21 protein-coding genes and 2 pseudogenes are annotated in these 25,169 nt (G+C 64.2%); 9 read left to right on the forward strand and 14 right to left on the reverse strand.

Annotation, left to right across the window (positions count from 1 at the left end; all coding sequences use genetic code 11):
- The first annotated feature begins 97 nt into the window (after positions 1 to 97).
- On the forward strand, positions 98 to 553 hold the full coding sequence (locus tag APH27_RS20980; RefSeq protein WP_060485803.1) for a transposase: 456 nt from the start codon (positions 98 to 100) through the stop codon (positions 551 to 553).
- A 223-nt stretch (positions 554 to 776) separates the two neighbouring features.
- On the opposite strand, the gene APH27_RS20985 is transcribed toward APH27_RS20980, so the two are convergent.
- From APH27_RS20985 to APH27_RS21015, 7 genes are all read right to left on the reverse strand, one after another.
- Positions 777 to 2,426, reverse strand: coding sequence for an ABC transporter ATP-binding protein (locus APH27_RS20985; RefSeq protein WP_060485804.1), 1,650 nt, complete (start codon positions 2,424 to 2,426; stop codon positions 777 to 779).
- Positions 2,423 to 3,271, reverse strand: a complete 849-nt coding sequence (locus APH27_RS20990) for an ABC transporter permease (RefSeq protein ID WP_060485805.1) — start codon at positions 3,269 to 3,271, stop codon at positions 2,423 to 2,425. The genes APH27_RS20985 and APH27_RS20990 overlap by 4 nt, the downstream gene beginning before the upstream one ends.
- A gap of 123 nt (positions 3,272 to 3,394) precedes the next feature.
- Positions 3,395 to 4,450: an NADP(H)-dependent aldo-keto reductase gene (locus APH27_RS20995; protein WP_060485806.1), complete on the reverse strand. Its 1,056-nt coding sequence runs from the start codon at positions 4,448 to 4,450 to the stop codon at positions 3,395 to 3,397.
- 94 nt (positions 4,451 to 4,544) lie between these two features.
- Complete coding sequence (locus APH27_RS21000) at positions 4,545 to 5,867, reverse strand: LLM class flavin-dependent oxidoreductase (protein WP_060485807.1); 1,323 nt, start codon at positions 5,865 to 5,867, stop codon at positions 4,545 to 4,547.
- A 15-nt stretch (positions 5,868 to 5,882) separates the two neighbouring features.
- On the reverse strand, positions 5,883 to 7,127 hold the full coding sequence (locus APH27_RS21005) for an acyl-CoA dehydrogenase family protein (protein WP_060485808.1): 1,245 nt from the start codon (positions 7,125 to 7,127) through the stop codon (positions 5,883 to 5,885).
- A 21-nt stretch (positions 7,128 to 7,148) separates the two neighbouring features.
- Complete coding sequence (locus APH27_RS21010) at positions 7,149 to 8,081, reverse strand: ABC transporter permease (RefSeq protein WP_060485809.1); 933 nt, start codon at positions 8,079 to 8,081, stop codon at positions 7,149 to 7,151.
- Positions 8,078 to 9,775, reverse strand: a complete 1,698-nt coding sequence (locus APH27_RS21015) for an ABC transporter substrate-binding protein (RefSeq protein WP_371262729.1) — start codon at positions 9,773 to 9,775, stop codon at positions 8,078 to 8,080. The genes APH27_RS21010 and APH27_RS21015 overlap by 4 nt, the downstream gene beginning before the upstream one ends.
- Positions 9,776 to 10,274: 499 nt before the next feature.
- Here APH27_RS21015 and APH27_RS21020 point away from each other — a divergent pair, with 499 nt between their 5' ends.
- Entirely contained in the window at positions 10,275 to 12,362 is a 2,088-nt protein-coding gene (locus APH27_RS21020) for a TonB-dependent receptor domain-containing protein (protein ID WP_060485811.1), read from the forward strand.
- A gap of 88 nt (positions 12,363 to 12,450) precedes the next feature.
- On the opposite strand, the gene APH27_RS21025 is transcribed toward APH27_RS21020, so the two are convergent.
- Positions 12,451 to 13,074 (reverse strand): glutathione S-transferase family protein, encoded by a 624-nt coding sequence (locus APH27_RS21025; RefSeq protein ID WP_027920404.1) that lies wholly within the window; start codon positions 13,072 to 13,074, stop codon positions 12,451 to 12,453.
- A 108-nt stretch (positions 13,075 to 13,182) separates the two neighbouring features.
- Here APH27_RS21025 and APH27_RS21030 point away from each other — a divergent pair, with 108 nt between their 5' ends.
- From APH27_RS21030 to APH27_RS21040, 4 genes and pseudogenes are all read left to right on the forward strand, one after another.
- Positions 13,183 to 13,734 (forward strand): GNAT family N-acetyltransferase, encoded by a 552-nt coding sequence (locus APH27_RS21030; RefSeq protein WP_060485812.1) that lies wholly within the window; start codon positions 13,183 to 13,185, stop codon positions 13,732 to 13,734.
- Positions 13,735 to 13,858: 124 nt separating this feature from the next.
- Positions 13,859 to 14,749: an RHS repeat-associated core domain-containing protein gene (locus tag APH27_RS26145; protein ID WP_082435223.1), complete on the forward strand. Its 891-nt coding sequence runs from the start codon at positions 13,859 to 13,861 to the stop codon at positions 14,747 to 14,749.
- A 231-nt stretch (positions 14,750 to 14,980) separates the two neighbouring features.
- Positions 14,981 to 15,861: pseudogene (locus APH27_RS21035) on the forward strand (NAD(P)/FAD-dependent oxidoreductase).
- Positions 15,862 to 15,873: 12 nt separating this feature from the next.
- Positions 15,874 to 16,656: an NAD(P)-binding domain-containing protein gene (locus APH27_RS21040; protein WP_060485814.1), complete on the forward strand. Its 783-nt coding sequence runs from the start codon at positions 15,874 to 15,876 to the stop codon at positions 16,654 to 16,656.
- 348 nt (positions 16,657 to 17,004) lie between these two features.
- Here the strand turns inward: APH27_RS21040 and APH27_RS21045 are convergent, their stop codons facing one another.
- Positions 17,005 to 17,883 (reverse strand): DMT family transporter, encoded by an 879-nt coding sequence (locus tag APH27_RS21045; protein ID WP_060485815.1) that lies wholly within the window; start codon positions 17,881 to 17,883, stop codon positions 17,005 to 17,007.
- Between the two features lie 225 nt (positions 17,884 to 18,108).
- Between APH27_RS21045 and APH27_RS21050 the strand changes: the two genes are divergently transcribed.
- On the forward strand, positions 18,109 to 18,933 hold the full coding sequence (locus tag APH27_RS21050; RefSeq protein ID WP_060485816.1) for an aldo/keto reductase: 825 nt from the start codon (positions 18,109 to 18,111) through the stop codon (positions 18,931 to 18,933).
- Positions 18,934 to 19,080: 147 nt separating this feature from the next.
- Here the strand turns inward: APH27_RS21050 and APH27_RS21055 are convergent, their stop codons facing one another.
- From APH27_RS21055 to APH27_RS26945, 3 genes and pseudogenes are all read right to left on the reverse strand, one after another.
- The gene (locus APH27_RS21055) at positions 19,081 to 21,171 is read right to left on the reverse strand and encodes an EAL domain-containing protein (protein WP_060485817.1); all 2,091 of its coding nucleotides are present in this window, start codon (positions 21,169 to 21,171) and stop codon (positions 19,081 to 19,083) included.
- A gap of 140 nt (positions 21,172 to 21,311) precedes the next feature.
- Positions 21,312 to 21,806: a GNAT family N-acetyltransferase gene (locus APH27_RS21060; protein ID WP_060485818.1), complete on the reverse strand. Its 495-nt coding sequence runs from the start codon at positions 21,804 to 21,806 to the stop codon at positions 21,312 to 21,314.
- A 52-nt stretch (positions 21,807 to 21,858) separates the two neighbouring features.
- Positions 21,859 to 21,975, reverse strand: a pseudogene (locus APH27_RS26945) (RidA family protein); the annotation flags it as partial.
- 202 nt (positions 21,976 to 22,177) lie between these two features.
- Between APH27_RS26945 and APH27_RS21065 the strand changes: the two are divergent.
- A complete protein-coding gene (locus APH27_RS21065; RefSeq protein ID WP_027920410.1) occupies positions 22,178 to 22,504 on the forward strand; it encodes a hypothetical protein in 327 nt (108 codons plus the stop codon).
- A gap of 41 nt (positions 22,505 to 22,545) precedes the next feature.
- Here the strand turns inward: APH27_RS21065 and APH27_RS21070 are convergent, their stop codons facing one another.
- Positions 22,546 to 22,758 carry a PLDc N-terminal domain-containing protein gene (locus tag APH27_RS21070; RefSeq protein WP_027920411.1) on the reverse strand — a complete coding sequence of 71 codons (213 nt, stop codon included), beginning with the start codon at positions 22,756 to 22,758 and terminating at the stop codon, positions 22,546 to 22,548.
- A 66-nt stretch (positions 22,759 to 22,824) separates the two neighbouring features.
- On the reverse strand, positions 22,825 to 24,147 hold the full coding sequence (locus APH27_RS21075) for a serine hydrolase (RefSeq protein ID WP_027920412.1): 1,323 nt from the start codon (positions 24,145 to 24,147) through the stop codon (positions 22,825 to 22,827).
- 117 nt (positions 24,148 to 24,264) lie between these two features.
- On the opposite strand from APH27_RS21075, the gene APH27_RS21080 reads away from it, so the two are divergent.
- On the forward strand, positions 24,265 to 25,164 hold the full coding sequence (locus APH27_RS21080; RefSeq protein ID WP_060485819.1) for a LysR substrate-binding domain-containing protein: 900 nt from the start codon (positions 24,265 to 24,267) through the stop codon (positions 25,162 to 25,164).
- The last annotated feature ends 5 nt before the right edge of the window (positions 25,165 to 25,169 follow it).

Consider the following 25,169-nt stretch of genomic DNA (forward strand, 5'->3'; position numbering starts at 1 on the left):
CCGAACATCACCGACACATCTGCAAACCATACAGCACCTGAACCTCCTCCCACCAAACTAGGCTGAAAGGGAAAACACACGTTCATGGATGACCAACATGCCCCCACAAAAAGGTTGCCTGCTACGCCGAGGCAGATGTTCAGAGCCCGGCAGGCTCTACCTGCTCACAACTGTCACGCAGAACCGCCACCCCCTGTTCATGGATTTGCTACGCGCTCGAACCGTAATCAGGCACCTGCGTCTTGCTGATCAGGAGAACAGCTGTCACTCACTGGCATGGGTGGTAATGCCTGACCATATACATTGGCTGATCGAACTCAAAGCGATAACCCTGAGCACACTGATGCGCCGTTTCAAAGCAAGGTCGAGCCACGAATTGCGTAAGGCAGGAACCGTTGCGGCCCCGGTCTGGCAAGCCGGATATCACGACCGGGCCTTACGCAGGGAAGAAGATGTGGTAAAGGCCGCGAGATACAGTGTTGCCAACCCCATCAGAGCAGGGCTGGTAAGCAGAATCGGGGACTATCCACATTGGGATGCAATCTGGATCTGATCATCAAAGGCTGACAACCATGACCTGACAGGTTCGGCACGTTGCAACAAATGTAGGCGCGGATTCATCCGCGATGCGCCGCGCGGGCGGCGCTCGTTCTCACAGGCGCAGCAACCCTCCCGGCGCACACGTGGTGGCCCTGATGCGCCTTCACTCCTGGCGGGCCTCATCGCGGATGAACCCGCTCCTACAGACCGGAGTGAGCAAATGGGCCCGCACAGGTTTATACCGCAATCCGTTCAAACCACCGAGGCCGCGCCGCCGGCAGATGCGGCACCGCATCGAGCAAGGCTCGGGTGTAGGGATGACGTGGCTGCCCGAGCACCTGCGCCACCGACCCTTGTTCCACCACCCTGCCCCCTTGCATCACCAGCACCTGATCACTCACCTGCTCCACCACGCCAAGGTCATGGGAAATGAACAGGCACGCCAGGTTCAGCTCCGCCTTGAGCTCCGCCAGCAATGCCAGGATCCGCGCCTGCACCGACACGTCCAGCGCCGAAACCGGCTCATCCAGCACCAATACCTTGGGTTTCATGGCCAGCGCCCGGGCAATCGCGATGCGCTGGCGTTGCCCGCCAGACAACTCCAGCGGGCGCCGGTCGAGCAGCCCCACCGGTAACTGCACCCGCTCCAGCAACGCAGCCGCCTCGGTACGCTGCAAACCACGCGGTACACCGGCCTGGGCCAGCGCTTCGGCCAGCACACGCAACACGGTATAACGCGGGTCGAACGAGGCCAGCGGGTCTTGGAACACCACCTGAATCCCCTTCCGGGCCTGGCGCTGCTGTGCGGCGGAAAGCGCCAGCCAGTCCTGCCCGGCCAACTGCACACTGCCCTGCTCCGGTCGCTCCAGGCCCAGCAGGATGCGGCCCAGCGTGCTCTTGCCAGAGCCAGACTCGCCGACCACGCCAAGGGTCTGCCCGGCGCGCAGCTGCAGGGACACATCGCTCAACACCTCACGCGGCTTGCCGTCCGGCCCGACGAACGCCTTGCTCAGGCCGCGTGCTTCCAGCACCAAGGGTTGCTCGTCCACGGTGTCCTCCACCAGCGCCAGCGCCGGCACCAGCGGGCGCTGAAAGTGCACCGCCCGCGCTGCGCTCAGCAGGCGTTGGGTATAAGGGTCCTGCGGGTCCTGCAGGATCTGCTCGACACTGCCCTGCTCCACCACCACGCCATGGCGCATCACCGCCACCCAATCGGCCAGGCGCGCAACCACCGCCAGGTCATGGCTGACCATCAGCAGGCTGTTGTCGCGCGCGCGCAATTGCTCCAGCAGGTCAAGGATCTGCGCCTGAACCGTGGCATCAAGCGCGGTGGTGGGCTCGTCGGCGATCAGCAGGCGCGGCTGGCAGGCGATGGCCGAGGCAATCAGCGCGCGCTGGCGCAGGCCGCCGGACAACTGCCACGGGTATTGCCGGGCACGGAGTTCGGGCGCCGGCACGCCGACCTGGCGCAGCAGTTCGAGCACCCGCAAGCGACGTTGTTCGGCAGCCAGGTCGGTGTGCAACAGCAGGGGTTCTTCGATCTCGGCACCCACGCGCCGCAGCGGATCGAGCGAGCCCAGCGCATCCTGCATGACGAAGCCGATACGCCCACCGCGCAAACGCTGCCAGGCGTTTTCGCCGAGATGGCGCAAGTCCTGCCCGGCAAAGGCCAGGCACTGTGCCTGCACTTGAGCGCCACGCCCGGTGAGGCCGACCAGGGTACGCGCCGTGACGCTCTTGCCCGAACCCGATTCGCCCACCAGCGCCAGGCATTGCCCGGCATGCAGTTGCAGGTCGACGCCGTGCACCACCGGCACACCGTTGAAGCTCACGCGCAGGCCGCGGATGTCCACCAAGGGTGCCGGGTGCTTTTCGAAGATGCTCATGGGGTTCTGCCCTCGCTACGGCGCAGCCAATCGCGGCCGATGACGGTGATGGAAATGACAGTCAGGGTGATTGCCAATGCCGGCCAGGCCATCAGCCAGGGCGCATTGGCCATGAAGTTGCGCGCCACCGCCATCATCGCGCCCCATTCAGGCGCTGGCGGTGGTGCGCCGAAGCCGAGGAAGCTCAGCGCGGCGGCAGCGGTGATGGCGCCGCCCAGGCCGATGCAGGCCAGGATCAGCACAGGTTGCAAGGCGTTGGGCAGTACGTGGGCCAGCACCACAGCCGAGCGTTTGCGGCCCAGCGTCACGGCGGCTTCGACGAAGCCGGCGTGGCGGATGGTCAGGGCCTGGGCGCGGACCAGGCGGGCGTAGCGTGGGACCGAGGCGATGCCGACGGCGAGGATCAGGTTGCTGGTGCCCTGGCCGAACAGGGTGATGATGACCAGCGCCAGCAGCAGGTCGGGGAAGGCCAGCAGGACATCGACGGCGCGCATCAGCAGATTGTCCAGCCAGGACGGGGCCAGGCCAGCGACCAGGCCAAGCGAAGTGCCCAAACCGAGGCCGACCAAGGTGGCGGCCAGGCCGATGGAGAGCGATGGGCGGGCGCCGTGGATCAGCCGGCTAAGGACGTCGCGGCCGTTTTCGTCGGTGCCCAGCCAGAAGTGGGTATTGGGCGGGAGGTAGGCCAGGCGGGCATCGGCGGCCAAGGGGTCGGTTGGGGAGAGCCCATCAGGGAAGGCTACGGCCAGCAGGAGCAGGGCCAGGATGGACCAGGCCAGCGTCAAGCCGGGGCGAACCTGCCACCGCCTGGTCACTGTGGTCGGTGTCAATGCAATCGCGTTCATGTCTGTCCTTTCTTTATCGCCTGTGCTGGCCTCTTCGCGGCTAAAGCCGCGCCTACAGGGGCTGCACAAAACCTGTAGGAGCGGCTTTAGCCGCGAACAAGGGCGAAGCCCTTGCCATGCGGGCTACGGCGCCGGGTTGGGAATACGGCGGTGCACGGCCTGGATCTCAGCCAGCACTTCGTCGCTGAGCTGCACCTCCAAAGCACCGAGGTTCTCCTGCAACTGCAGCAAGGTGGTCTGCCCGGTGATCGCGCTGGCCACGAACGGCTGACGGATCACGAAGGCCAAGGCCAACTGCGCCGGCGTCAGCCCATGCTCCCGGGCAATCTGCACATAGCTGCCAATGGCACTGTTGGCCTCGTCACTGCCATAGCGGTTGAACGTGCGATACACCGACGACAACCGCGAACCCTGCGGCCTGGCCCCGTTCAGGTACTTGCCGGTCAACGCCCCGAATGCCAGCGGCGAATAGGCCAGCAGGCTGACGCCGTCGCGGTGGCTGAACTCTGACAGCCCGTTCTCGAACAGGCGGTTGAGCAGGCTGTACGGGTTCTGGATGCTGGCAATACGCGCCAGGCCCTGGTCTTCGCTGTGCCGCAGAAACTGCGCCACCCCCCATGGGGTTTCGTTGGACACGCCGATATGGCGCACCTTGCCGGCCTTGACCTGCTCGTCGAGCACCGCAAGGGTTTCTGCAATGGCGGCGGTTTGCGGGTGGTCATCGACGTAGGGGTATTCGCGGATGCCGAAGAAGTTGCTGCTGCGGTCGGGCCAATGCAGCTGGTAGAGGTCCAGGTAGTCGGTGTTCAGCCGGCGCAGGCTGCCTTCCAGGGCGGCGACGATGTTCTTGCGGTCGTGGTGCGACAGGCCATCGCGGATGTGCGCCTGGCCACCCGGGTCACGGGCCGGGCCGGCGATCTTGCTGGCGAGGATGAACGTGTCGCGGTTGCTGCGGGCTTTGATCCAGCTGCCGATGAAGCGCTCGGTGGTGGTCCATGTTTCGGCGCGGGTGGGCGTGGGGTACATCTCGGCGGTGTCGATGAAATTGATGCCGGCAGCGATGGCAGCGTCCAGTTGCTGGTGGGCGTCCTGTTCGGTGTTCTGGTGGCCCCAGGTCATGGTGCCGAGGCTGAGCAGGCTGACCTTAAGGTCGGTGTGGCCGAGTGGGCGGTAGCGCATGGGTGCATCCTGATGAATGGGTCTTGGGTTTGAGGTCCTGGGGCTGCTCTGCTACCCATCGCCGGCAAGCCAGCGATTGGTGCGCAAAGCGCCCCTAGGCAGCGAACTGGTTGTGGGCCTTGGGCAAGCCCAGGTGCTCGCGCAGGGTGGTGCCGGTGTATTCGGTGCGGAACAGCCCACGTTTTTGCAGCAACGGCACCACCTCCTCGACGAACACCCGTGCACCGGACGGGAACATGTCGGGCATGATATTGAAGCCATCCCCCGCCCCCGCCAGGAACCACTCGGCCAGGGTGTCGGCGACCTGCTCCGGTGTGCCGACGGCCAACCGATGCCCCACCAGAATCCGCCGCGACAGCTGGCGGATGGTCAGGTTCTCGCTGCGCGCCAGGTTCAACTGGGCTTCGAGAAAACCATGGGACCCCCGCTCGAAGTCCGCCACCGCGCCAATCCGTTCCCAGGGCAACGGCGCGTCCGGGTCCAGCTCGCTGGCATCGATGCCGATGCGCCCCGCCACCTGCTGCAGCAGACCATGCTCGCCATGCCAGGCATTGAGCTGGTCAAAACGTGCATGGGCCTCGGCCTCGGTACTGCCGATCACGGTCGACAGGCCCGGCATGATCTTCAGGTGCTGCGGGTCACGCCCCCAGGCCTTGGCGCGGGCTTTCATCTCCTGGTAGAACGCCTGGCCGTCGGCCAAGGTGGTCTGGGTGGTGAAGATTGCGTCGGCATAGCGTGAACCCAGTGCCTTGCCGCCTTCGGAGGAGCCGGCCTGCACCAGCACCGGCCGCCCTTGGGGCGAGCGCGGCAGGTTCAGCGGGCCCTTGACCTGAAAGTGCTTGCCCTGGAAGTCCAGGGTATGAACCTTGCGCGGGTCGGCGAAGCGGCCGGCGGCGCGGTCGCCGATGACCGCGTCATCTTCCCAGCTGTCCCACAGTTTCAGGGTCACATCGACGAACTCCTCGGCACGCCCATAACGGTCGACATGCAGCGGCGCGCCCGCCAGGCCGAAGTTCTGCGCCGCTGCGTCACCGGCATTGGTGACCACGTTCCAGGCTGCACGGCCGCCGCTGATATGGTCCAGCGAAGCGATGCGCCGGGCCAGGTTGAACGGCTCGTTGTAGGTGCTGGAACAGGTGGCGATCACGCCGATGCGCTCGGTGGCGGCGGCCACGGCGGTGAGCAGCACAGTCGGTTCCAGGCGCCCGCCGGGTTGGGCGGACACATCCGGCGGCAACGCCGGGCCATCGGCAAGGAAGATCGCGTCCAGGCAACCGCGCTCGGAAATGCGCGCGATGTCGCGGTAGTAGTTGACGTCGATATAGGCATCGAGCGCCGCCTCGCCCTGGCGCCAGGCGCCGGAGTGCGAGCCAAAGCCCAGGATGTTCATGCCCAGGCTCATCTGTTTGGTGGTCATTGGGGGTTCTCCTGTTCAGACCGCGCTGGCTTCGTCGCCGCTGCCTTGCCCTTGGCTGGCGGCAGCATGGCGGGCGCGCCAGGCCTGGGCCGGGCTGATGCCGTTGAGGTAGTAGTCGCCCAGCGCCTGCTCGCGGTAGATCGCCGGGTTGTGCGAGGCCAGGGTGCGCGCGTTGCGCCAGTGGCGGTCGAGGCGACGGGCATTGCTGGTGGCCGAGGCGCCGCCGACCTCGAACAGCAAGGTGCACGCTTGCAGCACCTGCGGCAGGACGATCTGCTGAGCCTGGAACGCCTGGATTTCGGCCTCGGTGTAAAGCTGCTCAGGCACCTCGCCTTGCTGCCCCGCTTCAAACACCGCTTGCAGGCTCTGGCCCACGGCAGTCACTTGGGCCTCGGCGGCGAACGCCAGGCTCGACAGCCGGCCGATCACCGCCTGCACCAGCGGGTCGGCGGCCGGCCGTGACTGCCCCGGCACACCAAAGGCGCGGGTGCGGCCCTGGACGAAGGCCACGGCATCGGCCAGCACCGCACGGCTGATGCCCGCCAGCGTTGCCAGGTGCACCGCCTGGTAGAACGCCGTGAGGTACGATTCGGCGCGCAATTCGCCCTTGGCGAAACGCCGCAGCAGATGCTGCGGTTGCACCTTCACCTGGGTGAAGCGCGTGGTACCGCTGCCGGTCAGGCGCTGGCCGAAGCCGTCCCAGTCATCGACCCGCTCCACGCCCTGCGCACGGGTCGGCACCGCCAGGCTGACGAAGTCGTCGCCGTGGTTGGCCACGGCCGCGACCCAGTCGGCGTAGAGGGTGCCAGTGCAATAGTACTTCTCACCCTCCAGTCGGTAACCGCCCTCGCCCTCAATGAGCTGCACGGTATTGCCGGTGCTGTCGGTGCGCTCGGCCATGGCCGCGCCCCACAGCTCACCGGCGACCACGCGGGCGAACCAGTAGTCCTGGGACGCAGCATCATTGGACGACAGGCGCCCTTCGACAAAGCCGAAGTGGGCGCGAAAAATCTGCGGCAGGTTGGAATCGGCCTGGCCCAGGCGCACCAGTTGGCGCAGCAGCTGCGCCAAGGTCACGCCAAGGCCGCCATGGCTGCGCGGCACACGCAGGGCGCCAAGACCGGCTTCGCGCAGCCAGGCCACCGGTTCATGGGCCAAGGTACGCTGCTGCTCGCGGGCTACCGCGCCTTCGGCGATGCGCGCGTACAACGGCGCAAAGCGCTCATCCAGTTCGGCATCGGTAATCGGGGTTTGACTCATGACGGTTCCTTTCTCGTGAATTCAGGGGCGTGCGGTGCGCGGGTCGATGGCGTGGGTCGCCAGGTCCACCAGCAGGTTGACCAGCACGTAGATGGCCGCTGCCAGCAGGGTCACACCGAGCACCAGCGGCACATCCTTGGTGGCGGTGGCGTCGAGCATCAGGCGGCCGATGCCTTGCCGGCCAAACAGCAGTTCCAGCACCACGGCCCCGCCGAGCAGGCTGGCGAACACGTAGCCGGCCAGGGTCACCAGTGGCACCAGGGCGTGGCGCAAGGCATGGCGCAGGCGCACCGCGGTATCGCCCATGCCGCGGGCGCGGGCCTGGGTAATGAAGGGTTGCTCCAGCACCTGCTCCAGCGACTGGCGCAGCACCTGGGCCAGAACCGCCGCGATCGGCAGCGCCAGGGCCAGGCTGGGCAGCAGCAGCGAGCGCCAGCCGCTCGAACCGGACGGCGGCAAAACATGGAAGTAGAAGGCGAAAGCCAGCAGCAGCACCGTGCCGATCACGAAGTTGGGCGCCGAGGACAGCACCAGTTCGATGCCCGATACCAGCGCCCGCAGGCGTCGCCCACGGTTGGCGGTGAGCAGCGCCGAGGCCAGCGCCAGCAGCACCGCCAACACGGCCGCACTGCTGGCCAGGGCCAGCGTCGCGCCGGCCTGCTCGGCAATCGCCTGGCCAACCGGAATGCGCAGCCGGTACGACTCGCCCAGCTCACCTTGGGCCAGGCGCAGCAGGTAATGGCCGTACTGCACCCCCAGCGGCTGATCGAGGCCATATTCGGCGCGCACCTGGGCCAGCATCGCTGCGCTCGGCATGGCGTCCGGGCCACCGAGAATGGCCAGGGCGGTGTCGCCACCGCTGTGCTGCATGCCGAGGAAGGTCAGACTCGCCGCCGCCCACAACACGATCACGCCGTCGCGCAGGCGACGCAACAAGGTCAGTAGCAGGTTCATGGTTGCTCCTTTTGCTGTGCTCGAGCGTCCAGCCACACGCTGGTGAACAGCGGAACGTTGTGCGAGCCGTCGAACAGCACGCCGCCAAGCACATTGCGGTAGGCCAGCAGCATCTGGCTTTCCACCGAGGGCACCGCCGGCACGGTCTCACCCAGGCGTTGCTGGGCCTGGCGATACAGCGTGCGGCGTTGTGCGGGGTCAGTGCTGCGGCGGGCTTCGCCGAGCAACTGGTCGAGGCTGGCGTCACGGAAGTGGCCAACGTTCTGGCCGATCATCCTCGCGCTGGGGATCGACTGGCTGTGATAAAGGATGTACAGGCCGTCGGCGGTGTTGGTGTGCCAGTAGCCGCCGCCCAGGGCATCGAAGTTGCCGAGGTAGCGCAGCTCCATGACCTTGCTGATCGGCAGCAGCACGATGCGCAGGTCGAAGCCGACCTTGCGCAGGTCCGCCTGGGCCGCCACCGAGACATTGGCCGGGAACGCCGGGTTGTCGTAGGTCAGCAAGGTCGCCCCGAGGCGCTGGCCGTTGCGCGTGCGATAGCCCTCGGCATCACGCCCGCTCCAGCCGGCGGCATCGAACAGGCGCGCCGCTGCGGCGGGGTCGAAGGCCAGCGCATCGCGCGCCACCGGGTCGTAGCCGGGGGTGTTCACGGCAAGAAAGTCGCCCTTGGCCAGGTACTCGCCGAAACCGGAGATCCACGCCAGGCCGTCGCGGTCGATGGCCTTGGCCACCGCCTGGCGCACCCGCACGTCATCGAACGGCACGCGCTCGACATTGAAGGTGATGCTGCGCGCCGGGTTACCTTTGCGGATGCGGTTGCGCAAGGTCAGCTGCGGGTTGGCGCGGATCGCCGTTGCGTTCTGTGCCGGGGCGTCCAGGGCCATGTCGTTGTCGCCGGCTTCCAGCGAGGTATAGCGGATCATCGCTTCGGGCACGTAGCTCAGCTCGATGCCGTCGAGGTAGGCCTCGCCTTGATGGTTGATCGCCGCTGGCGCCCAGTTGTAGCCCGGGCGGCGGGTGAAACTGGCGCGCTGGTCACGCACCCAGCCGGTCAACACGAATGGCCCGGTACCGATCGGCTGGTTGGCGATGGTCGCGGGCGCCTCTTTGATCTGCCGCGGCGAGATCATCCCCAGCCAGGCTTGCGAGAGTACATCGAGAAACGGCGCATAGGGCGCGCTCAAGGTGGCCTCGAAGGTGAAAGCATCGACCACCCTGCCGCGCAGGTAGGGTGCGATGTAGGCAGCGGCCAGCGGCGACTTGGTCTTCGGGTCGCGCATGTGTTCGAGGTTGACCCGCACCGCTTCGGCGTCGAAGCGCTCGCCGTCGCTGAAGGTGACGTCGTCACGCAGGTGGAAGGTGTAGGTCAGGCCGTCAGCGCTGATCGCCCAGCTTTTGGCCAGCCAAGGCGTCAGGGTGCCATCCTCGGCCTGGTAGACCAGGCAGTCGAAGAGAATGCGGCCCATCCACTGCATGTTGCCGTTGGACAACGCATGGATATCGAAGCTGCCGGCGTCAGCCGCAGCCGACACGCGCAAGGTGCCGCCGCGCTGGCCGGCCTGCTGCTCGACGAAGTCGCTGGCCGGGTAGCGCATCACGCCATTCACTTCGCTGACCACTTCGCCCTTCAGGGTGCCCTGGGTGGGTGGTGGCGTGGCGGGTGAACAGGCGGCAACTAACAGCGCACTGGCCAACAGGCATGACTTTAATAATCGGACATTTGGCTGCACAGCAGGCCCTTTATATAGACGGCTACATAAAGTGTTGTTGCAGTTGTCGTGCCAGCCTTTTACGTGCGTATTTACTGGGGATTGGTAAACAACCAAATTTGCCAGGCAAACAAACTGCCCGCTCGCTGTTGGAATACCAACAGCCAGGCGGCTCAAGCTCTGTGGGAGCGGGTTTACCCGCGAATACGGCGGTGGGCTTACTGCCGCATTCGCGGGTAAACCCGCTCCCACACGGCTCTCCGATTAATTTGGATATTTGGATATAACCAGCGCTGTTCGAAACACAACACAGGCACAACAAAACTTACTATTTCGTTCACCACCACACACTTAACAACCCGACAAACGCCCAACTTTCCGGCCTTTTGCCAGCTGGCACAGAAACTGCTCACACCTGTTTTGGCAGGCCTGACTATTCCCATAGAACGCCGAGGACCTACGATGACTTTCAAGGAATACAATGATGCGTGCGATTCAACTCCCTCCACTGCGCCTGGCCGTGGCCACGGCCCTGCTGGCCCCGGCCACGGTACTGGCCGCTGACCCGACCCTGGGCACGGTGACCGTGCAGGCCGCCAAGCAGACTGAAGTGCAACAGGCTGCCAGCGCCCTCGCCGAAGTGCCTGGCGGCACCAGCGTGGTCGACAGCGAAGAGGTCGCCAAAGGCCGTACTGCCACCCTGCAGGACACCCTCGCCTACCAGCCCGGCGTGTTCGTACAGTCCACCGGCGGTAACGACGCGGCGAAAATCTCGATCCGTGGCTCTGGTGCCAACACCTCGCCCGGCTACTTTCGCGAAGGCATCAAGTTCCTCTTCGACGGCCTGCCGCTGACCGGCCCCGGCGGCACTCCGTATGAATTCCTCAACGCCAGCGGCGTCAACTACACCGAGATCCTGCGCGGCGCCAACGCCTTCCAGTACGGCGCGCTGACCCTCGGTGGCGCGGTCAACTTCGTCAACCACAGCGGCTACAGCGCCCCCGGCCTGCGCGTGCGCGCCGAGGCCGGCAGCTACCACTACCAGAAGCAGAGCATCAGCTACGGCGGCGTCGAAGGCGACCTAGACTACTACCTGCAGGCCGACAACTACCGCAACGACGGTTACCGCGACTACAGCCTGTCGAAAAGCTCCGGCATTGTCGCCAACGCCGGCTACCGCTTCAGCCCGAAGCTGGAAACCCGCCTGCTGCTGCGCTACCGCGACGAAACCCACAACGACCCCAGCGCCACCACCCTCGACAACGCCCTGCACCACCCGCGCCGGGCCAGCGCTACCGCCGAAAGCAGTGGCGCCGGTGCGCGCCGCCCGGGCAGCATCTGGGTTGGCAGCAAGACCACCTACACCTTCGACGACGATGCACGCCTGACCTTCGGCCTGTCGTACCACGACTACCGCCACACCAACAGCCCGCGCAGCCCGAGCAACCCCAGCTACTGGGACTGGCACGACCTCGGCCTGCTGCTGGGCTATGACCGCGTCGACTACCTGTTCGGCCACGAGAGCCGCAGCAACATCGCCTTCACTTCGACCCAGCACCTGCGCGGTGGGGTGGATTCGGCCAACGGCAACAAAGTGTCGCTCAAGCAGGTCAACTACAAGGACTCGTTCGACCGGGTAATCGCCCTGGGCAACGACATCAACCTGGTCGACAACCTGTGGCTCACCAGTGGCGTGTCATTCATCAACGTACGGCGCAAGGTCAACATCGACTACGCGGTGAACCCCAACACCACCCCCTTCCCGCAGCACGTCGACTACGACAACTGGAGCGTCGCCCCGCGTATCGGCTTGCGCTACGAGTTCAGCCCCGACCTGCAGGTGTTCACCAACTTCAGCCGCAGCATCGACCCACCCGCTTCATGGGAGTACTCCGGCTCCGGCCCGACCCTGCCGTACATCCGCCCGCTGGTGGAACAGAAGGCCAACACCTTCGAGGTCGGCATCAAGGGTTCGCACGGCATCTTCGACGGCAGCCTGGCGCTGTACCGTTCGTGGATCCACGACGAGCTGCTGAACGTGCAGCTCATCCCCGCCACCTCTACCGCGGCGGCCGTTACCGGCGCGTTCAATGCCTCGCCGACCATCCACCAGGGTGTCGAGGCCGGGCTCAACACGCGCCTGTGGGACAACCCCCAGGGCGACCTGGTGCGCTGGCGCCAGTCGTACACCTACAACGATTTCTACTACCGGCATGACGACACCTTCGGCGACAACCAACTGCCGGGTGTGCCCAAGCATATCTACCAGGGCGAGTTGCAGTACCAGGACCACAGCGGCTGGTACACCGGGGTGAATGTTCAATCAGCGTCGCGCACGGCGGTGGACTATGCCAACAGCCTGTATGCGCCGTCGTACACGATCTGGGGGGCGAACCTGGGGTATGAGGCGCCGAAGGGCAACTGGAAGGTGTCGCTGGACCTGAAGAACCTGGCGAACAAGGCGTACGTGACGGCTGTGACGCCGGTGTACAACGCGCGGGGACTGGATACCGCGTCGTTCTGGCCGGGGGATGGGATCGGGGCTTATGTGGGGGTTGAGGTTCGTTACTGATTTTTCCTGTGGCGGCCTATCGCGGATAAATCCGCTCCTACACCGGCCTTGTAGGAGCGGATTTATCCGCGAAGAGGCCAGTACAGGCTTACGCCGTCCGCGGCATCAGCTCATAGGGGTGCTTCCACCCCGGCATTGCCTGAATTCGCTGTTTCCAAGCCTCGATATGGCTGAACTCGGTCAACACGATCCCGGTATCCTCCGGCATGAACACATACCCCGCCAGCGACAGGTCGGCAATGGTCAGCCGGTCACCCACCATGAACGGCGTCTTCGCCAAGTGCGCATCGACAACCCGGTACGCCGCCGTGGCGCGCTCACGCAGGAAGCCCGTCACCTCGGTCTCGCCAGTCTTCTTCAGGCACAACAGGAAACGCAGCGCAGCGTAGTAGCTGGTGAACTTGTGGTTGTCGAACAGCATCCAGCGCCAGATCTCGCGTTTCTCGTTGTCGTCACCCGGGCCAAACTGGCCGGTGCGCTCGGCCAGGTATTCGAGAATCAGCGCCGACTGGGTCAGCCGCTGCCCGGCGTGCTCAAGCACAGGCACTTCGCCTTGCTCGTTGACCTCGTCGCGCCATTGCGGCTCGCGGGTCTGGCCGTTGAAGAAGTCGACGAACACCGGTTGCCAGTCCTGGCCGGTGAGTTCAAGCATCAGCGCAGCCTTGTAGGCGTTGCCGGATTCGGCGAAGCAATGCAGCTTGTAATCGGACATAAGGTGACCTTCAGTTTCCATTGAATGATCGGCTGGACCACGCGGGGTCAACACAGACTACACAAAAGTATGCTTACATGCGCCGATCAACTCGCCAGGAAGGCCACCATGCCCTACCCCACGCTGCCCCGTACGTTGTCCACTCCACGCACCTTGCTGGTCCGCCCCACCCCGGCCTTCGCCCAGCAGCTGCAACAGGCGCTGATCGACAGCTACCCCCTGCATCAACCCTTCCTGGCCTGGGCCAAGCCTGACTGGACCTTGAGTGAAGTGCGCGACAGCCTGCAACTGAGCGCCGAGGAGTTCCTCGACCCGGCCAAGGAAAAGCGCTATTTCGTGCTGGCCGCAGACAGCGGCGACGTGATCGGCTGCATCGGCCTGCGCCCCGGCAATGACGAGTATGAAGTGGGCTATTGGGCGAACCGTGCCAGCAGTGGCCAGGGCCTGATGCGCGAAGCGCTGACCTGCCTGCTGGACGCCGTGGATGCCCCGGTGTGGCTGACCACCGACATCGACAACCACGCCAGCCAGCGCCTGGCCGAGCGTGCCGGGTTCGTACCGGCAGGCAGCAAGCTGACCGAGCTCGACCCCAGTACCCCACGGCCGCTCTATCGCCGCGCGCCAACCGAGCGCACCCACGAAACGATTACGGCGCGATAAAATTGAAGATAGCCGCATGGTTTGGATCGGGGCGCCATGCCAAAACTATCAATATTGATAGTTGCCCTTAGTTCTACAAAGCTTCAGAGTCGTCCAAATCGTTCGACCCAAGCAGGCCCCCACCATGCGCACCGCAAGCAATTCTCGAATTTTCTACCAAGGCGAACTTCCAAACACCCTGACTAGCAACGAGAACAATACAACCATACTCCAATCCAAACTCACACTGCTAGCAGAGCACGCAGAGATTTCAACACTGCTAGCGGTTGACATTCACAACTCCACCTTGAGCGACACGACAAACAACCAACAGACATGTTACTCGCCCTATGGTTGTAGAGTCCTGGAGCTGTTCTCCCGCCCCAGCCTAGGTTATAACGGACAGCTACAGTGGCCTTTAAGCCACCTTTACTCTCTAGGCAATGGCTATCGTTCATACTCCCCCCCATTAATGCGTTTTGCATCACCAGACAGTTCTAGCCCGTTTCAGCGCGGTGGCGTCAACGCCTATGCTTATTGCTCAGGAGACCCCATCAATCATACAGACCCAACAGGACACGTGAAAACCAGCAACCCAAAACAGCGTTTAATCAAAGCAAATACTTTGAAAGCACTCTCCACCAAACGCAAGGCAATGACACCACAAGAAAAAATAACCATCGACAACAAGAGGCAAACCCTCAACACCGAAAAACTCAAAGAAAGTCATTACTCATGGGCACCAAAGGAAATCATAAACCATGTCAACAAAGGCAAGAAGCTGATTGCCAAACTCCAAAAAATGCCACCATCTACTTCTAGAAACTCAAGCATAGACCTCATCAGCGTCGGCATTCACATGGCAACCTATGATTACCATATACCGTCCACGGTCACCATAGGCGCTCCCAGCAGATCTTCATACCTTAACTATATTGGCAACACCGCTACCGACATGAAGAGACTGTTAGAAAACAATAGTAGTCACCCTGCAGAGAATGCAGCCATACGCGGCGACCTGATAGTTCTTGATTAGTCAAAAATGAATCCACTCCAGAAGTAACGAGTAGGAAGCGAGCCGTTGGGAGTAACGTGCCTGCAATGGACACGGTCTGAAACACGAGGCGCTATTCAGCTTGTCGACGCCACTTGGGTGTGTGTGAGTCGGCCTGCGATGAGGCCATTGGCCCAACTCCCGTCCCTCGCGTTATATGCCCCTCGCCACCCCCGATGCGATAGTGGAGAAAACAACACGGATAAAACCCCCATGTACAGAAACACCTCTACCCCCGCGGACGACAACGGTTGCGGCTGGTTCCACCTCAGCCCAAAGCGCCAGCCACGCGCCGCGCACCGGGGCGGAGCGAGGCGCGCTGGGTGGTGCTCGGCGCGGGCTTCACTGGCCTTGCCGCGGCGCGGCAACTGGCGCTTCACCACCCTGACGATGAAATCATCCTGGTCGAGGCGCAGGAAGTCGGCTTCGGCGCCTCGGGGCGCAACTCCGGCTTTGCCATCGACCTGCCCCACGACATCGGCGCCCCTGATGACATTGGCGATCTGGCCACCACGCGGATGAAGCCCAAGCTCAACCTGCGCGCCCAGTCGATCCTGCGCGGGCTGATCAACCCACACGGCATCGACTGCCAGATCCGCCCGGACGGCAAGTACCAGGCCGCGGTCGAAGACAAGGGGCTGGCGGTGCTGGAGGCTTATCGCAGCAGCCTCGACAAGCTCGGCCAAGCCTATGAAATGATCGACACCCGCGACCTGCCCGAACACTTCGGCACCGGTTTCTACCGCAAGGCGCTGTACACCCCCGGCACCCAGCTTGCGGCGCACCCCGGACCAGCGCCTGCTGGTACGCAACAGCTTCAGCTTCAATGCCAATGGCCGAGACCAACAGCGCTACCTGGACCGTGCCGGGCGCCGAACGTGCACGCGGCACTGTGCTGCAACGGCCTGGGCATCACCCGCGGTACCGCCACCGATACCTTGCTGGCCTACTGGCTGAGCGGCGAGCGCGACGAACTGATCGGCTTCCTGCTTCGCTCCGACGGGCCCAACCGCAACCCGCCGGAACCGCTGCTGAGTGTCGGGGTCAACCTGAACCTGCACTGGGGCCAGCGCCGCGCGGGCCTGGAAAGCTGAAAAGGAGGCAACATGCATAGCCTGGGTATTCTCGGGGTCGGCGAGCTGACCGAAAAAGTGGTGGTCGGCCTGCGCCGCAGCGGGTTCGGGGGCAAGCTCTACTTGTCGCCACGTAACGCGCAGCGCGCCGAGGTGCTGGCGGCCGAGCACGGTTGTGAGGTACTGCCGAGCAACCAGGCGGTGGTCGACCAGGCTGACCTGGTGATCCTCGGCGTGCGCCCGGACTCACTGGGGCAGCTGGCCAGCGAGGTGCGCCTGCGCCCCGGCCAGCGCCTGGTATCGCTGGCCGCCGGGGTCAGCCTGGCGCTGCTGGCCACGGCCTTCCCTGGCGCGCATTGCGTGCGGGTGATGCTGTCGTATGCGGCGCAGTACAACCAGTCCACCGTGGTGGTTTGCCCGGCGGACGCGCTGACCGAGCAGTCCCTGGGGCCTTTGGGTAATTTGGTGGTGGTGCAGGATGAGCCGGCATTCGAGCTGGCCACGGTGGCAGCGTGCATGAATGGCTGGTTCTACTTCCTGTTGCATGACCTGCAGCAGTGGCTGACCGACAAGGGCCTGCCGGCGGCTGAGGCGCGTGCTTTGGTACTGGGCAACATGCAGGACTGCGTGACCTGCGCGCAGCACCAGCCGGCGTCCACCTTGAAGGCCCTGGGGCAGGCGATCGCCACGCCCGGGACCTTTACTGCCGATGGCTTGGCAGTGCTGATGCATCAGCCGGCGAGTGCCAGCTGGGGGGCGGCCTGCGAGGTGGTGCTGGATGCCTTGCTGACCCGTTCGGGATTACCAAGGCGATAGCGTTTAGCTGTTCTGGCCCTATCGCGGATAAATCCGCTCCTACAAGGGTTACGCGATCCCTGTAGGAGCGGATTTATCCGCGATGAGGCCTGCAGCCTTGATGCATCTCTAGCGCTGGCGATACACCCGCGCAGTGTCCTCTTCAAAGTGCTTCAGCTCCTCCTGCCGCCGCGTCTCAGACCAACCCATCGCCGCCGCCGCACGGTGCGACAACTGCTCCAGCCGCTCGCGCCCCAGGTGAGGGCCGAGCCCCCACGGCAAACGCCGACGCAGGCCTTGCCGGGGCGCCGGACCGGTCGGAACGGGGCGCAACGCGCCCCCGGCACTTTCAAACCCAGCAGATGCCCTTCACTTCTTGCGCTGCATCCAGGCCGCGCCCAGACCACTCAGGCAGATGATGGCGATGCCCAGCAGGCTCGCGCTGTCGGGCACCTGGCGATAGATCAGCAACCCCAGCAAACCGGCAAACACGATCTGACAGTAACTGAACGGTGCCAGCAACGCAGGTGCTGCATGGCGAAACGCCTGGGTCAGCAGCAGGTGCGCACTCATGCCGAAACCGCCCAGGGCCAGCATCAGCACCCCATGGTCCCAGCGCGGCACTTCCCAGAAGAACGGCACCAGCGCACTCATCACCAAGGTGTTGCACAACCCGGCGTAGAAATTGCTGGTAGTCGGGCTGTCGTAAGCCGCCAGGATGCGCGTGAGCAGCTGGTAAAAGCAGAAGCCCAGCGCCGAACCGAACGGGTACAGGATGGCCGGCGTGAACATCGCGCCACCGGGGTGCACCACCACCAGCACACCGATGAACCCCAGCACCACCGCCACCCACTGCCCTGCTGTCACCCGCTCCTTGAGCAAAGGCGCCGACAACGCGGTCACCAGTACCGGCGCAAGGAAGTTGACCGAGGTCGCTTCGGCCAGCGGCAGGTATTGCAGGCCGGTGGTGAACAACAGGCTGGTGCTCAGCAGGCTCAGCGCGCGCAAGGTCTGCAACACCGGGCGCCGCGTACGCAGCACATTCAGGCCGGCCTTGGGCAGGAAAATGCCGGCCATCAGCAACGTGTGCACCACATAACGAGCCCACACCACCATGACGATCGGGTACAGCCCACCGAGGAACTTGGACAAGGCATCGTGGCTGGCGAACAGCAGCGTCGCCACCACCACCAGGGCGATGCCGCGCAGGGGTTGGTTGACTCCGGACAGCGGTGTGCTGGAACTCATGGCGTTCTCGACGGCGGCGCGGCTTCATGCTGCGCCAGGGGAAGGTGTGACAGCACGGATTCTAGAAGAGATACGACAACTTAAGGAAGTTCATTTCCACGCTTTGCGTGGGACGTTTGCCATTCCGTTCGCTTATCGACCACTTTCCACTTCACCCGCATGGCCCGTGCCGGGTAATACGCGCACCATCGGCGATGGACCCTCGACCTTGAACAAGGAGTTTTCATGCAACGGCTCACCACCCGCAACGGCCTCGACCTGCCCTGCATCGGCCTGGGCACCTGGCCGATGACAGGCGACGCGTGCACCCACGCTGTGCACCAGGCACTGGAGCTGGGCTACCGGCATATCGACACCGCCACCGCCTACGGCAACGAGGCCGCCGTCGGCCAGGCCCTGCGCGACAGCAGCGTGCCGCGCGAGCAGATCCACCTGACCACCAAGGTCTGGTGGGACCGGCTGGAGCCCAAGGCCATGCGCCAGTCGCTGGAAGACAGCCTGCGCGCGCTGGGCACCGAGCACGTCGACCTGTTCCACATCCACTGGCCCGGCAAGGACTGGGACCTGGCCCGCAGCATCGAAACCCTGGTAGCCCTGCGCGACGAGGGCAAGGCGCGCAGCATTGGTGTGGCCAACTTCCCGCTCGGCCTGCTGCGCCGGGTGATCGAGGAACTCGGCGCGCCGCTGTCGGCGATCCAGGTCGAGTACCACGTGCTGCTCAGCCAGCAACCGCTGCTCGACTACGCCCGCCAACATGACCTGCTGCTGACCGCCTACACCCCGCTGGCCCGCGGCCGTGCGGCCGAGCAGGCGGTGATCCGCGAGATCGCGCGCAAGCATGGCGTGCTGCCGAGCCAGGTGGCGTTGAAGTGGCTGCTGGACCAGGATGGGGTGGCGGTGATTCCCAAGGCCAGCAGCCGGGAAAACCAGCTGGCCAACCTGGCGGCGCTGGAGGTGCGGCTGAATGAGGCGGACCGGGCACTGATTGCCGGGTTGCCGAAGGATCAGCGGGTGGTCAGCCCGGACTTTGCGCCGGACTGGAATAGCTGAGGCCTGCAAGGGCCTCTTCGCGGGTAAACCCGCTCCCACAAGTACTGCGCAAGCCTTGAAGGCTGTGGTGACCCTGTGGGAGCGGTTTCATCGAGCCGTCGAACCGCCGCGAATGGGCTGCAACGCAGCCCCAAGGCCCTGAGCCGACTACACAGAGACCTGCTTCAACCGCTCACTGGCCGGTGCCGGCCGCCCATACAGATAGCCCTGCAAGTGCGAGCACCCTTCCGCCCGCAGCCGCCGCATCTGCTCCTCCGACTCCACCCCTTCTGCCGTGGTCTTGATCATCAGGCTGTTGGACAGCTCGGTAATCGCGCGGATGATCGACATCGCTTCGCGGCTGTCGCACATGTCATGCACGAACGACTTGTCGATCTTGATGCGGTCGAACGGGAACGAACGCAGGTACCCCAACGACGAGTAGCCAGTACCAAAGTCATCCAGCGAAATCGACACACCCAGGTCTTTCAGGGCGCGCAAGGTGCGCACGTTCTCTTCGCTGTTGCCCAGCAGCACCGACTCAGTGATCTCCAGCTCCAGGCGCTGCGGCGCCAACCCCGAATCGGCCAGGGCCAGAGTCACGGTGTGGACCAGGTTGGCATTCTTGAACTGCACCGGCGACAGGTTCACCGATACGGTCTGCTCAGTCCCCCAGCTGGCCGCCTCCTGGCACGCCAGGTTCAACGCGCGGGTGCCGAGTTCGTGGATCAGCCCGGTTTCCTCGGCGATGGGGATGAAGTCCATGGGCATGACCATGCCCCGGGTCGGGTGCTCCCAGCGCAACAACGCTTCGTAGCCGGTCACGCTGCTGGTCAACTGATCCACCACTGGCTGGTAGTGCAGGTGCAATTGCCCCAGGTGCAGGGCGGTGCGCAGGTCGGTTTCCACCAGGCGCCGCTGGCGGGCGGCGACATCCAGTTCGAGGTGGAAGCACTCATAGCGGTTGCGGCCGTTGCGCTTGGCCTCGTACAAGGCCATGTCGGCGTAACCGAGCAGTTGCTCGGCCTGGTCGTTGTCTTCGGGCGCTATGGCGATGCCGATGCTTACGCCCACCGAAAACTGGTGGCCCTCGATCAGGAACGGCGGGCAGATCGCTTCGATCAGGCGCTTGGCGGTATTGCAGGCAGCTTCGCGGCTGTCCAGGTGGGTCAGCACCACGGCGAACTCATCACCGCCCAGCCGGGCCAGGGTGTCGTGCTCACGCAGCTCGCGGCGCAGGCGCTTGCCGAGCGCGCGCAGCAGCTTGTCGCCAAAGGCGTGGCCGAGGGAGTCGTTGATGTTCTTGAAATTGTCCAGGTCCAGGCACAGCGCGGCAGTGAGCTTTTCACCTTCGTGGCCGCGCACCAGGGCCTGCTTGAGGCGCTCGTGGAACAAGGTGCGGTTGGGCAGCCCGGTGAGCGCGTCATGGTGGGCCATGTGGTGGATCTGCGCATGGGCGGCCAGTTCTTCGGTGGCGTCTTCGGCCACGAACAGCACGTAATCCGCCTGGCCCTCGCACTGCTGGCTGAGCAATGCGCGGCTGCGCAAGGTGCGCGGGCCACAGGCGGTATCGACCCGGGTTTCGGCGGCAAAACCCTTGCTGCTGCGCGCGCCACGGCCGAGCTGGGTCTCCAGGTATTGCGCCGCAGCAGGTGCCAGGCACTCCCCGGGCGTGTGGCCGATCATGGGCTTGCCACGGCCACCGAACAGGCGCTCGGCCTGCTGGTTGGCGAGCAGAATACGCTGGCTTTCCAGGTCCTGAACGATGACGCTGGCGGGGATGTTGGCGATCACCGAGTCGAGGAACTGCGACAGGTTGGCCATTTCCTGGCTGTACTGCTCGGCCAGTTCCTTGGCCTGCAAAAGCTCAAGCTCCTGCTGGCGGCGCTCGGAAATGTCGCGGGTGACCTTGGCGAAGCCAACCAGCTGGCCGTGGTCGTCACGAACCGCCTCGATCACCACATGGGCGTGGAAGGCCGTGCCGTCCTTGCGCAGGCGGGCACCGATCTCTTCGAAACGGCCGGTGCTGCGGGCCTGCTCCAGGTTTTGTTCGGGCAACCCGGCGGCACGCTCGGTTTCGCTGTAGAACAGCGAGTAGTGCTGGCCGACGATTTCCTCGGCGCGATAGCCTTTGGCCCGCTGGGCGCCGGGGTTCCAGTTGGCGACAATACCGTCGGGGGTGAGCAGGTAGATGGCATAGTCCACCACGCTCTGGATCAACAGCCGGTACATGATGTCGGGGCTTGCGACTAGCGACATGAAATTTACCTGAACCTGCGACGTGCACGAAAGGAACCCCCAGCCAGAGCTGGACGGGTCTTGTAAAGCAGTGCTGGCATTATGCCTTGCGAGTCAGCTTTGTGAAGTAGGTCACAGAATTTTGCTGTATCAACCAGCACTCAGTGGAGGACCGAAGTCACCTGGTAGGTCAGCAGGTCCGGCTCATCGTCGGGGAAAATCTGTTGTACCGGCCGGTGCAGGTCGGCCACCACAGCCTTGCAGAACGCGACGGCGACCGGGTCCAGGGCATAGCAGCGCAGCAGCCAGTCACCTGGGCTGGCGAGGAACTGGTTGGCCACGGCGCGGCCGATGCCTTGGCGCCGATAGCGCTTGAGGATGAACAGGTCAGCCAGCTCCAGCGCCTCGATGCCGGGCAATTCGCTGCGCTCGACCAGCACGAAGCCGGCGATGTAACCGTCCGCCAGCACCAGGCTGGCGCTCCAGCCTGGAGACTGCCAGTAGCGCTGCAGGTGCTCTTCGTGGATGTAGAAGCGGCCGTCCACCTCGACGTCTTCCTGCTCCCAGTCGGAGGACTCATAGGCGTAGAACTGATAGAGGTTGCGGATCAGTTCGGCCTGGTTGGGGGTGGTGGGCAGCAGTTCGATGGGCAACATGGCAGGGTGGGCTCGGGTAAAAGGCCATTCTAAGGCTTTTGCATTGCCTGCACTGGCCCGCGATAAACAGCAGGCGGCTACCGGCGCTGACCTCGGCAACGTGGGAATAGGCATTGGCGCTGGGGTCGTACAGGCCTTGGGGATTGGACAGCTGGAATGCGTGGGTCATGGAACGCTCCTTCGTGTGAATGAGCGTCCGAGTCTGTTGGCTCAAGTGAGGTAGAGATCAAGCAGGTATAGGATTTTTCTTTATTGCGCTAAAGAAGCTCAACACCGCGTATGTAGGATTACGCCCCGTAGTTCGCTAGATTGAAGCTCCCGGCACGGAGGCCAGAGCCGCGGCGCAGCGCCGCTTCACTGAAGGAAAAGCCATGAGCAAGCCCTACGCGTTCCAACTCGCCTATACCATCAGCCCAATCAACAGTGACCACGAGGCTGATGCCGCAGCAGCGCGCACTCACCTGCGTGAAGAAATGGGCTGGAAGACCTCCGGCAAGGTCGAAACGACGCTACACGGTGAACTGGTCCTGGCCCCAGGTACCCCTGAAGAAAAACGCAAGGAGGCCGGCAAGTCGATCCGTGCCCGCATCCGTGACGCGTTCAAGGCGCTGGAGGTGCAGGACACGGTCGGCTTCGCCGGCAGCCTGATGGTCAGCGGCCTCGACCCGGCCATCAAGATCGGCATCAGCCCCGACTGAAACCACCGGTATCAGGCGCTGCGCGCCTGATACCGGTGCCGTCATTTTTCCTGCAGCACCGCCCTGCCCTTCACCGCCCGCGGCCCACGCCAGGCCCAGAACAGCAACCCAGGGAACGGTGCATAGACCACGAATACGACCCACAGCATCTTGCGTTCCGCGCGCCGATCGCTGCCGATGATTTGCCAGATGGCGAAGATCTCGAGCAGGATGACCAAGGCCGCGACAATGATCCAGATCGTTCCGATTTCCATGAGCACTCTCCCATTGGCATGTAAGGTGTTGGGTTACTGCCGGCGGCGAGGGTTCATTCCGATTTGCTATTGGCGCAAGGCCTGGGACACCGCGTTGACGAAAACCGCCTGCTCGTCATAGAGGGAACTCGGCGTTTCGGCGTTCTTCCAGGTCGACCACTGCACCATCACCAGCTTCTCGGCCGGGTTGATCGCGATGGTCTGGCCGTAGATGCCCAGCGCCCAGAAGGTCTGGTCACTGGTCGTGGTCTTCTTCGGCTCAAGGTTGGCATCGGCAGCCGGTGCGTTGTACCACCACTGGTAACCGTACTGCCCATTCGGGGCCGCCGCCGTCACCGAGCCCTTGGCCTGGGTCCAGTGGGTGGAGCGGGCGATCCAGTCATCCGGCAACAGTTTTTCGCCGCCGGGCAACTGCCCGCCACTCATCACAAACTGGCCGAAGCGGCCCCAGTCCCGCAGCGTGGCGTTGAAACCATGCCCGCCCATGTCGACCTTGCCCGGCACCAATGCATGCCAGACGCCGTCCTGCTGCATGCCGTAGCGGCTCCAGACCTGCGCTTCGAGGTTCTTGGCCAGTGTCTGGCCGGTGGCATTTTCCAGAACCCGGCCAACCAGCCAGGCGCCGCCGGTGTTGTACGACCACACTTCACCGGGTTTCACGCCTGGCTTGCGCTTCACCGACTTCACCAGGTTGAACACGCAGGTGTAAGGGTCTGGCGTCGCTTCGCATTGCGTCATGTGGGAGAAGTCGGAATCCTTCGAGGCGTAGTTTTCGTCCCAGACCACGCCCGAGGTGTGCTGCAGCAACTGATGCAGGGTCACGTCCTGCCAGGCGGTGCCTTCGAGCTCGGGGATGTAGCGGGTGATCTTGTCGTCCACCGAGTGGATCTTGCCCTGCTTGATGGCTACCCCGACCAGCACACTGACCACCGATTTGGCCACCGAGCGAGAGGTCCACAGGGTCTGCGGGGTATTGCCCTGTGCATAGTGCTCGTAGGCGATCTTGCCGTCCTTGACGATCAGCAGGCCGGTAACGCTCTGGTTGCGCTCATAGTCGGCGATGCCTTGTGGCTTGCCGTCCAGGGTGTAGCGCACCGCGTCCAGCTTGTGGGCCGCTTCGGGCAGCGGGAACGGCTTGGCGCCCTGGGTGCTGAACACATCGCCGCCATACAGGCGGTAGGTATTACGGAAGCCGACCACCCGGGTGGCCTGGTCCCAGTTGAGCATGTCCTTGGCCGCAGGCAATGTCTTGTCGAAGGGGTGCGGGCAGGTTTTCAACCCCGGCACGCCGCAGGGCCCCTTGTCTTCTGCAGCATGGGCCACGCCACTCATGGCTGCTACGACGGCCAAGGCAGTCAGGGATGTTCTTATTGTTGGAAATGCCGGCATGGGCCGCTCCTCGCAAGGTGTGGAAGTACGCCCAGCGAGTCTGGACAAGTTGCCAGGGACGGAAAAGCACAATAAATTTGCAGTCACTATTAAAAAAACTAACAAGTCAGGTTGCCCATGCCCCTCGACCGGCTCCCTCCCCTGAACGCCGTGCGCGCCTTTGAGGCCGCTGCGCGCCTGGGCAGCTACGTCGCCGCCGCCCAGGCATTGCATGTGACCCAGCCCGCCATCGGCCGGCATGTGAAGATTCTCGAAGCCTGGCTGGGCGTGCGCCTGCTCGACCGCTCGCCACGGGGCGTGAGCCTGACCCCGGAAGGCGCCTATTACTACCAATCCGTCTCGGAGGCCTTGAAGATGCTGGCCCATGCCGGCCAGGTGGTGGGCCGCCGGGTAACCGAGCGCTGGCTGCGGATCCTGTGCGTGCCGGCCTTCGCCTCGCGCTGGCTGACCCCGCGTATCGAAGCGCTCAAGGCCCTGCGCCCGGAGCTGAAGATCGCCATCGAACCCAACGCCACCTTCACCAGCGTCGATGCCCGCCAGGCGGACCTGGCCATCGCCTATGGCTTGCCAGGGGAATTGTCGGGGGTGCACGAAGTGCTGATCCGCCCGGAGGTGTTTGCCGTCTGCTCACCCGCTTTCAGGGCGACGCTGCCCTTGGCGCTGGCGGTGGCCGACCTGCCCAGGTGCAAACTGATCCATGTCGACAGTGGCAGCTGGTGGAGCAGCTGGTTCGCCGCCCAGGGCATACTGCAATGCGTCAAGGCCGACACCTCCCATGTGAGCAACGACATTGTGCTGAACCTGGCCAAGGCGGGGCACGGCATTGCCTTGGCCACCGAAGTGCTGGTGGCACAAGAGCTGGCCGACGGCAGCCTGGTACGCTGCGTGGCCCAAGGGGTGGCACTGGAAAGTTACCAGGTGCTGAGCCCGACACCCACGCCCGGTGAGGATGCGCTGTGGTTCATGGCCTGGCTGCGGGAGAACCTGCGCGGCAGCTTCCCGAACGCCGCGTGCTGAAGCCG

It is taken from the genome of Pseudomonas sp. NBRC 111123, from assembly GCF_001320205.1.
Taxonomy (GTDB): Bacteria; Pseudomonadota; Gammaproteobacteria; order Pseudomonadales; family Pseudomonadaceae; genus Aquipseudomonas; species Aquipseudomonas putida_J.

Coding starts and splice junctions, on each gene's coding strand:
- APH27_RS21050 (WP_060485816.1), top strand. CDS start 18,109: ATGCAACGGCTCACCACCCGCAACGGCCTCGACCTGCCCTGCATCGGC.
- APH27_RS21065 (WP_027920410.1), top strand. CDS start 22,178: ATGAGCAAGCCCTACGCGTTCCAACTCGCCTATACCATCAGCCCAATC.
- APH27_RS20980 (WP_060485803.1), top strand. CDS start 98: ATGCCCCCACAAAAAGGTTGCCTGCTACGCCGAGGCAGATGTTCAGAG.
- APH27_RS21020 (WP_060485811.1), top strand. CDS start 10,275: ATGCGTGCGATTCAACTCCCTCCACTGCGCCTGGCCGTGGCCACGGCC.
- APH27_RS21010 (WP_060485809.1), bottom strand. CDS start 8,081: ATGAACCTGCTACTGACCTTGTTGCGTCGCCTGCGCGACGGCGTGATC.
- APH27_RS21045 (WP_060485815.1), bottom strand. CDS start 17,883: ATGAGTTCCAGCACACCGCTGTCCGGAGTCAACCAACCCCTGCGCGGC.
- APH27_RS21030 (WP_060485812.1), top strand. CDS start 13,183: ATGCCCTACCCCACGCTGCCCCGTACGTTGTCCACTCCACGCACCTTG.
- APH27_RS21070 (WP_027920411.1), bottom strand. CDS start 22,758: ATGGAAATCGGAACGATCTGGATCATTGTCGCGGCCTTGGTCATCCTG.
- APH27_RS21000 (WP_060485807.1), bottom strand. CDS start 5,867: ATGACCACCAAACAGATGAGCCTGGGCATGAACATCCTGGGCTTTGGC.
- APH27_RS21055 (WP_060485817.1), bottom strand. CDS start 21,171: ATGTCGCTAGTCGCAAGCCCCGACATCATGTACCGGCTGTTGATCCAG.
- APH27_RS21040 (WP_060485814.1), top strand. CDS start 15,874: ATGCATAGCCTGGGTATTCTCGGGGTCGGCGAGCTGACCGAAAAAGTG.
- APH27_RS21025 (WP_027920404.1), bottom strand. CDS start 13,074: ATGTCCGATTACAAGCTGCATTGCTTCGCCGAATCCGGCAACGCCTAC.
- APH27_RS21005 (WP_060485808.1), bottom strand. CDS start 7,127: ATGAGTCAAACCCCGATTACCGATGCCGAACTGGATGAGCGCTTTGCG.
- APH27_RS21060 (WP_060485818.1), bottom strand. CDS start 21,806: ATGTTGCCCATCGAACTGCTGCCCACCACCCCCAACCAGGCCGAACTG.
- APH27_RS21080 (WP_060485819.1), top strand. CDS start 24,265: ATGCCCCTCGACCGGCTCCCTCCCCTGAACGCCGTGCGCGCCTTTGAG.
- APH27_RS21075 (WP_027920412.1), bottom strand. CDS start 24,147: ATGCCGGCATTTCCAACAATAAGAACATCCCTGACTGCCTTGGCCGTC.
- APH27_RS26145 (WP_082435223.1), top strand. CDS start 13,859: ATGCGCACCGCAAGCAATTCTCGAATTTTCTACCAAGGCGAACTTCCA.
- APH27_RS20990 (WP_060485805.1), bottom strand. CDS start 3,271: ATGAACGCGATTGCATTGACACCGACCACAGTGACCAGGCGGTGGCAG.
- APH27_RS20985 (WP_060485804.1), bottom strand. CDS start 2,426: ATGAGCATCTTCGAAAAGCACCCGGCACCCTTGGTGGACATCCGCGGC.
- APH27_RS20995 (WP_060485806.1), bottom strand. CDS start 4,450: ATGCGCTACCGCCCACTCGGCCACACCGACCTTAAGGTCAGCCTGCTC.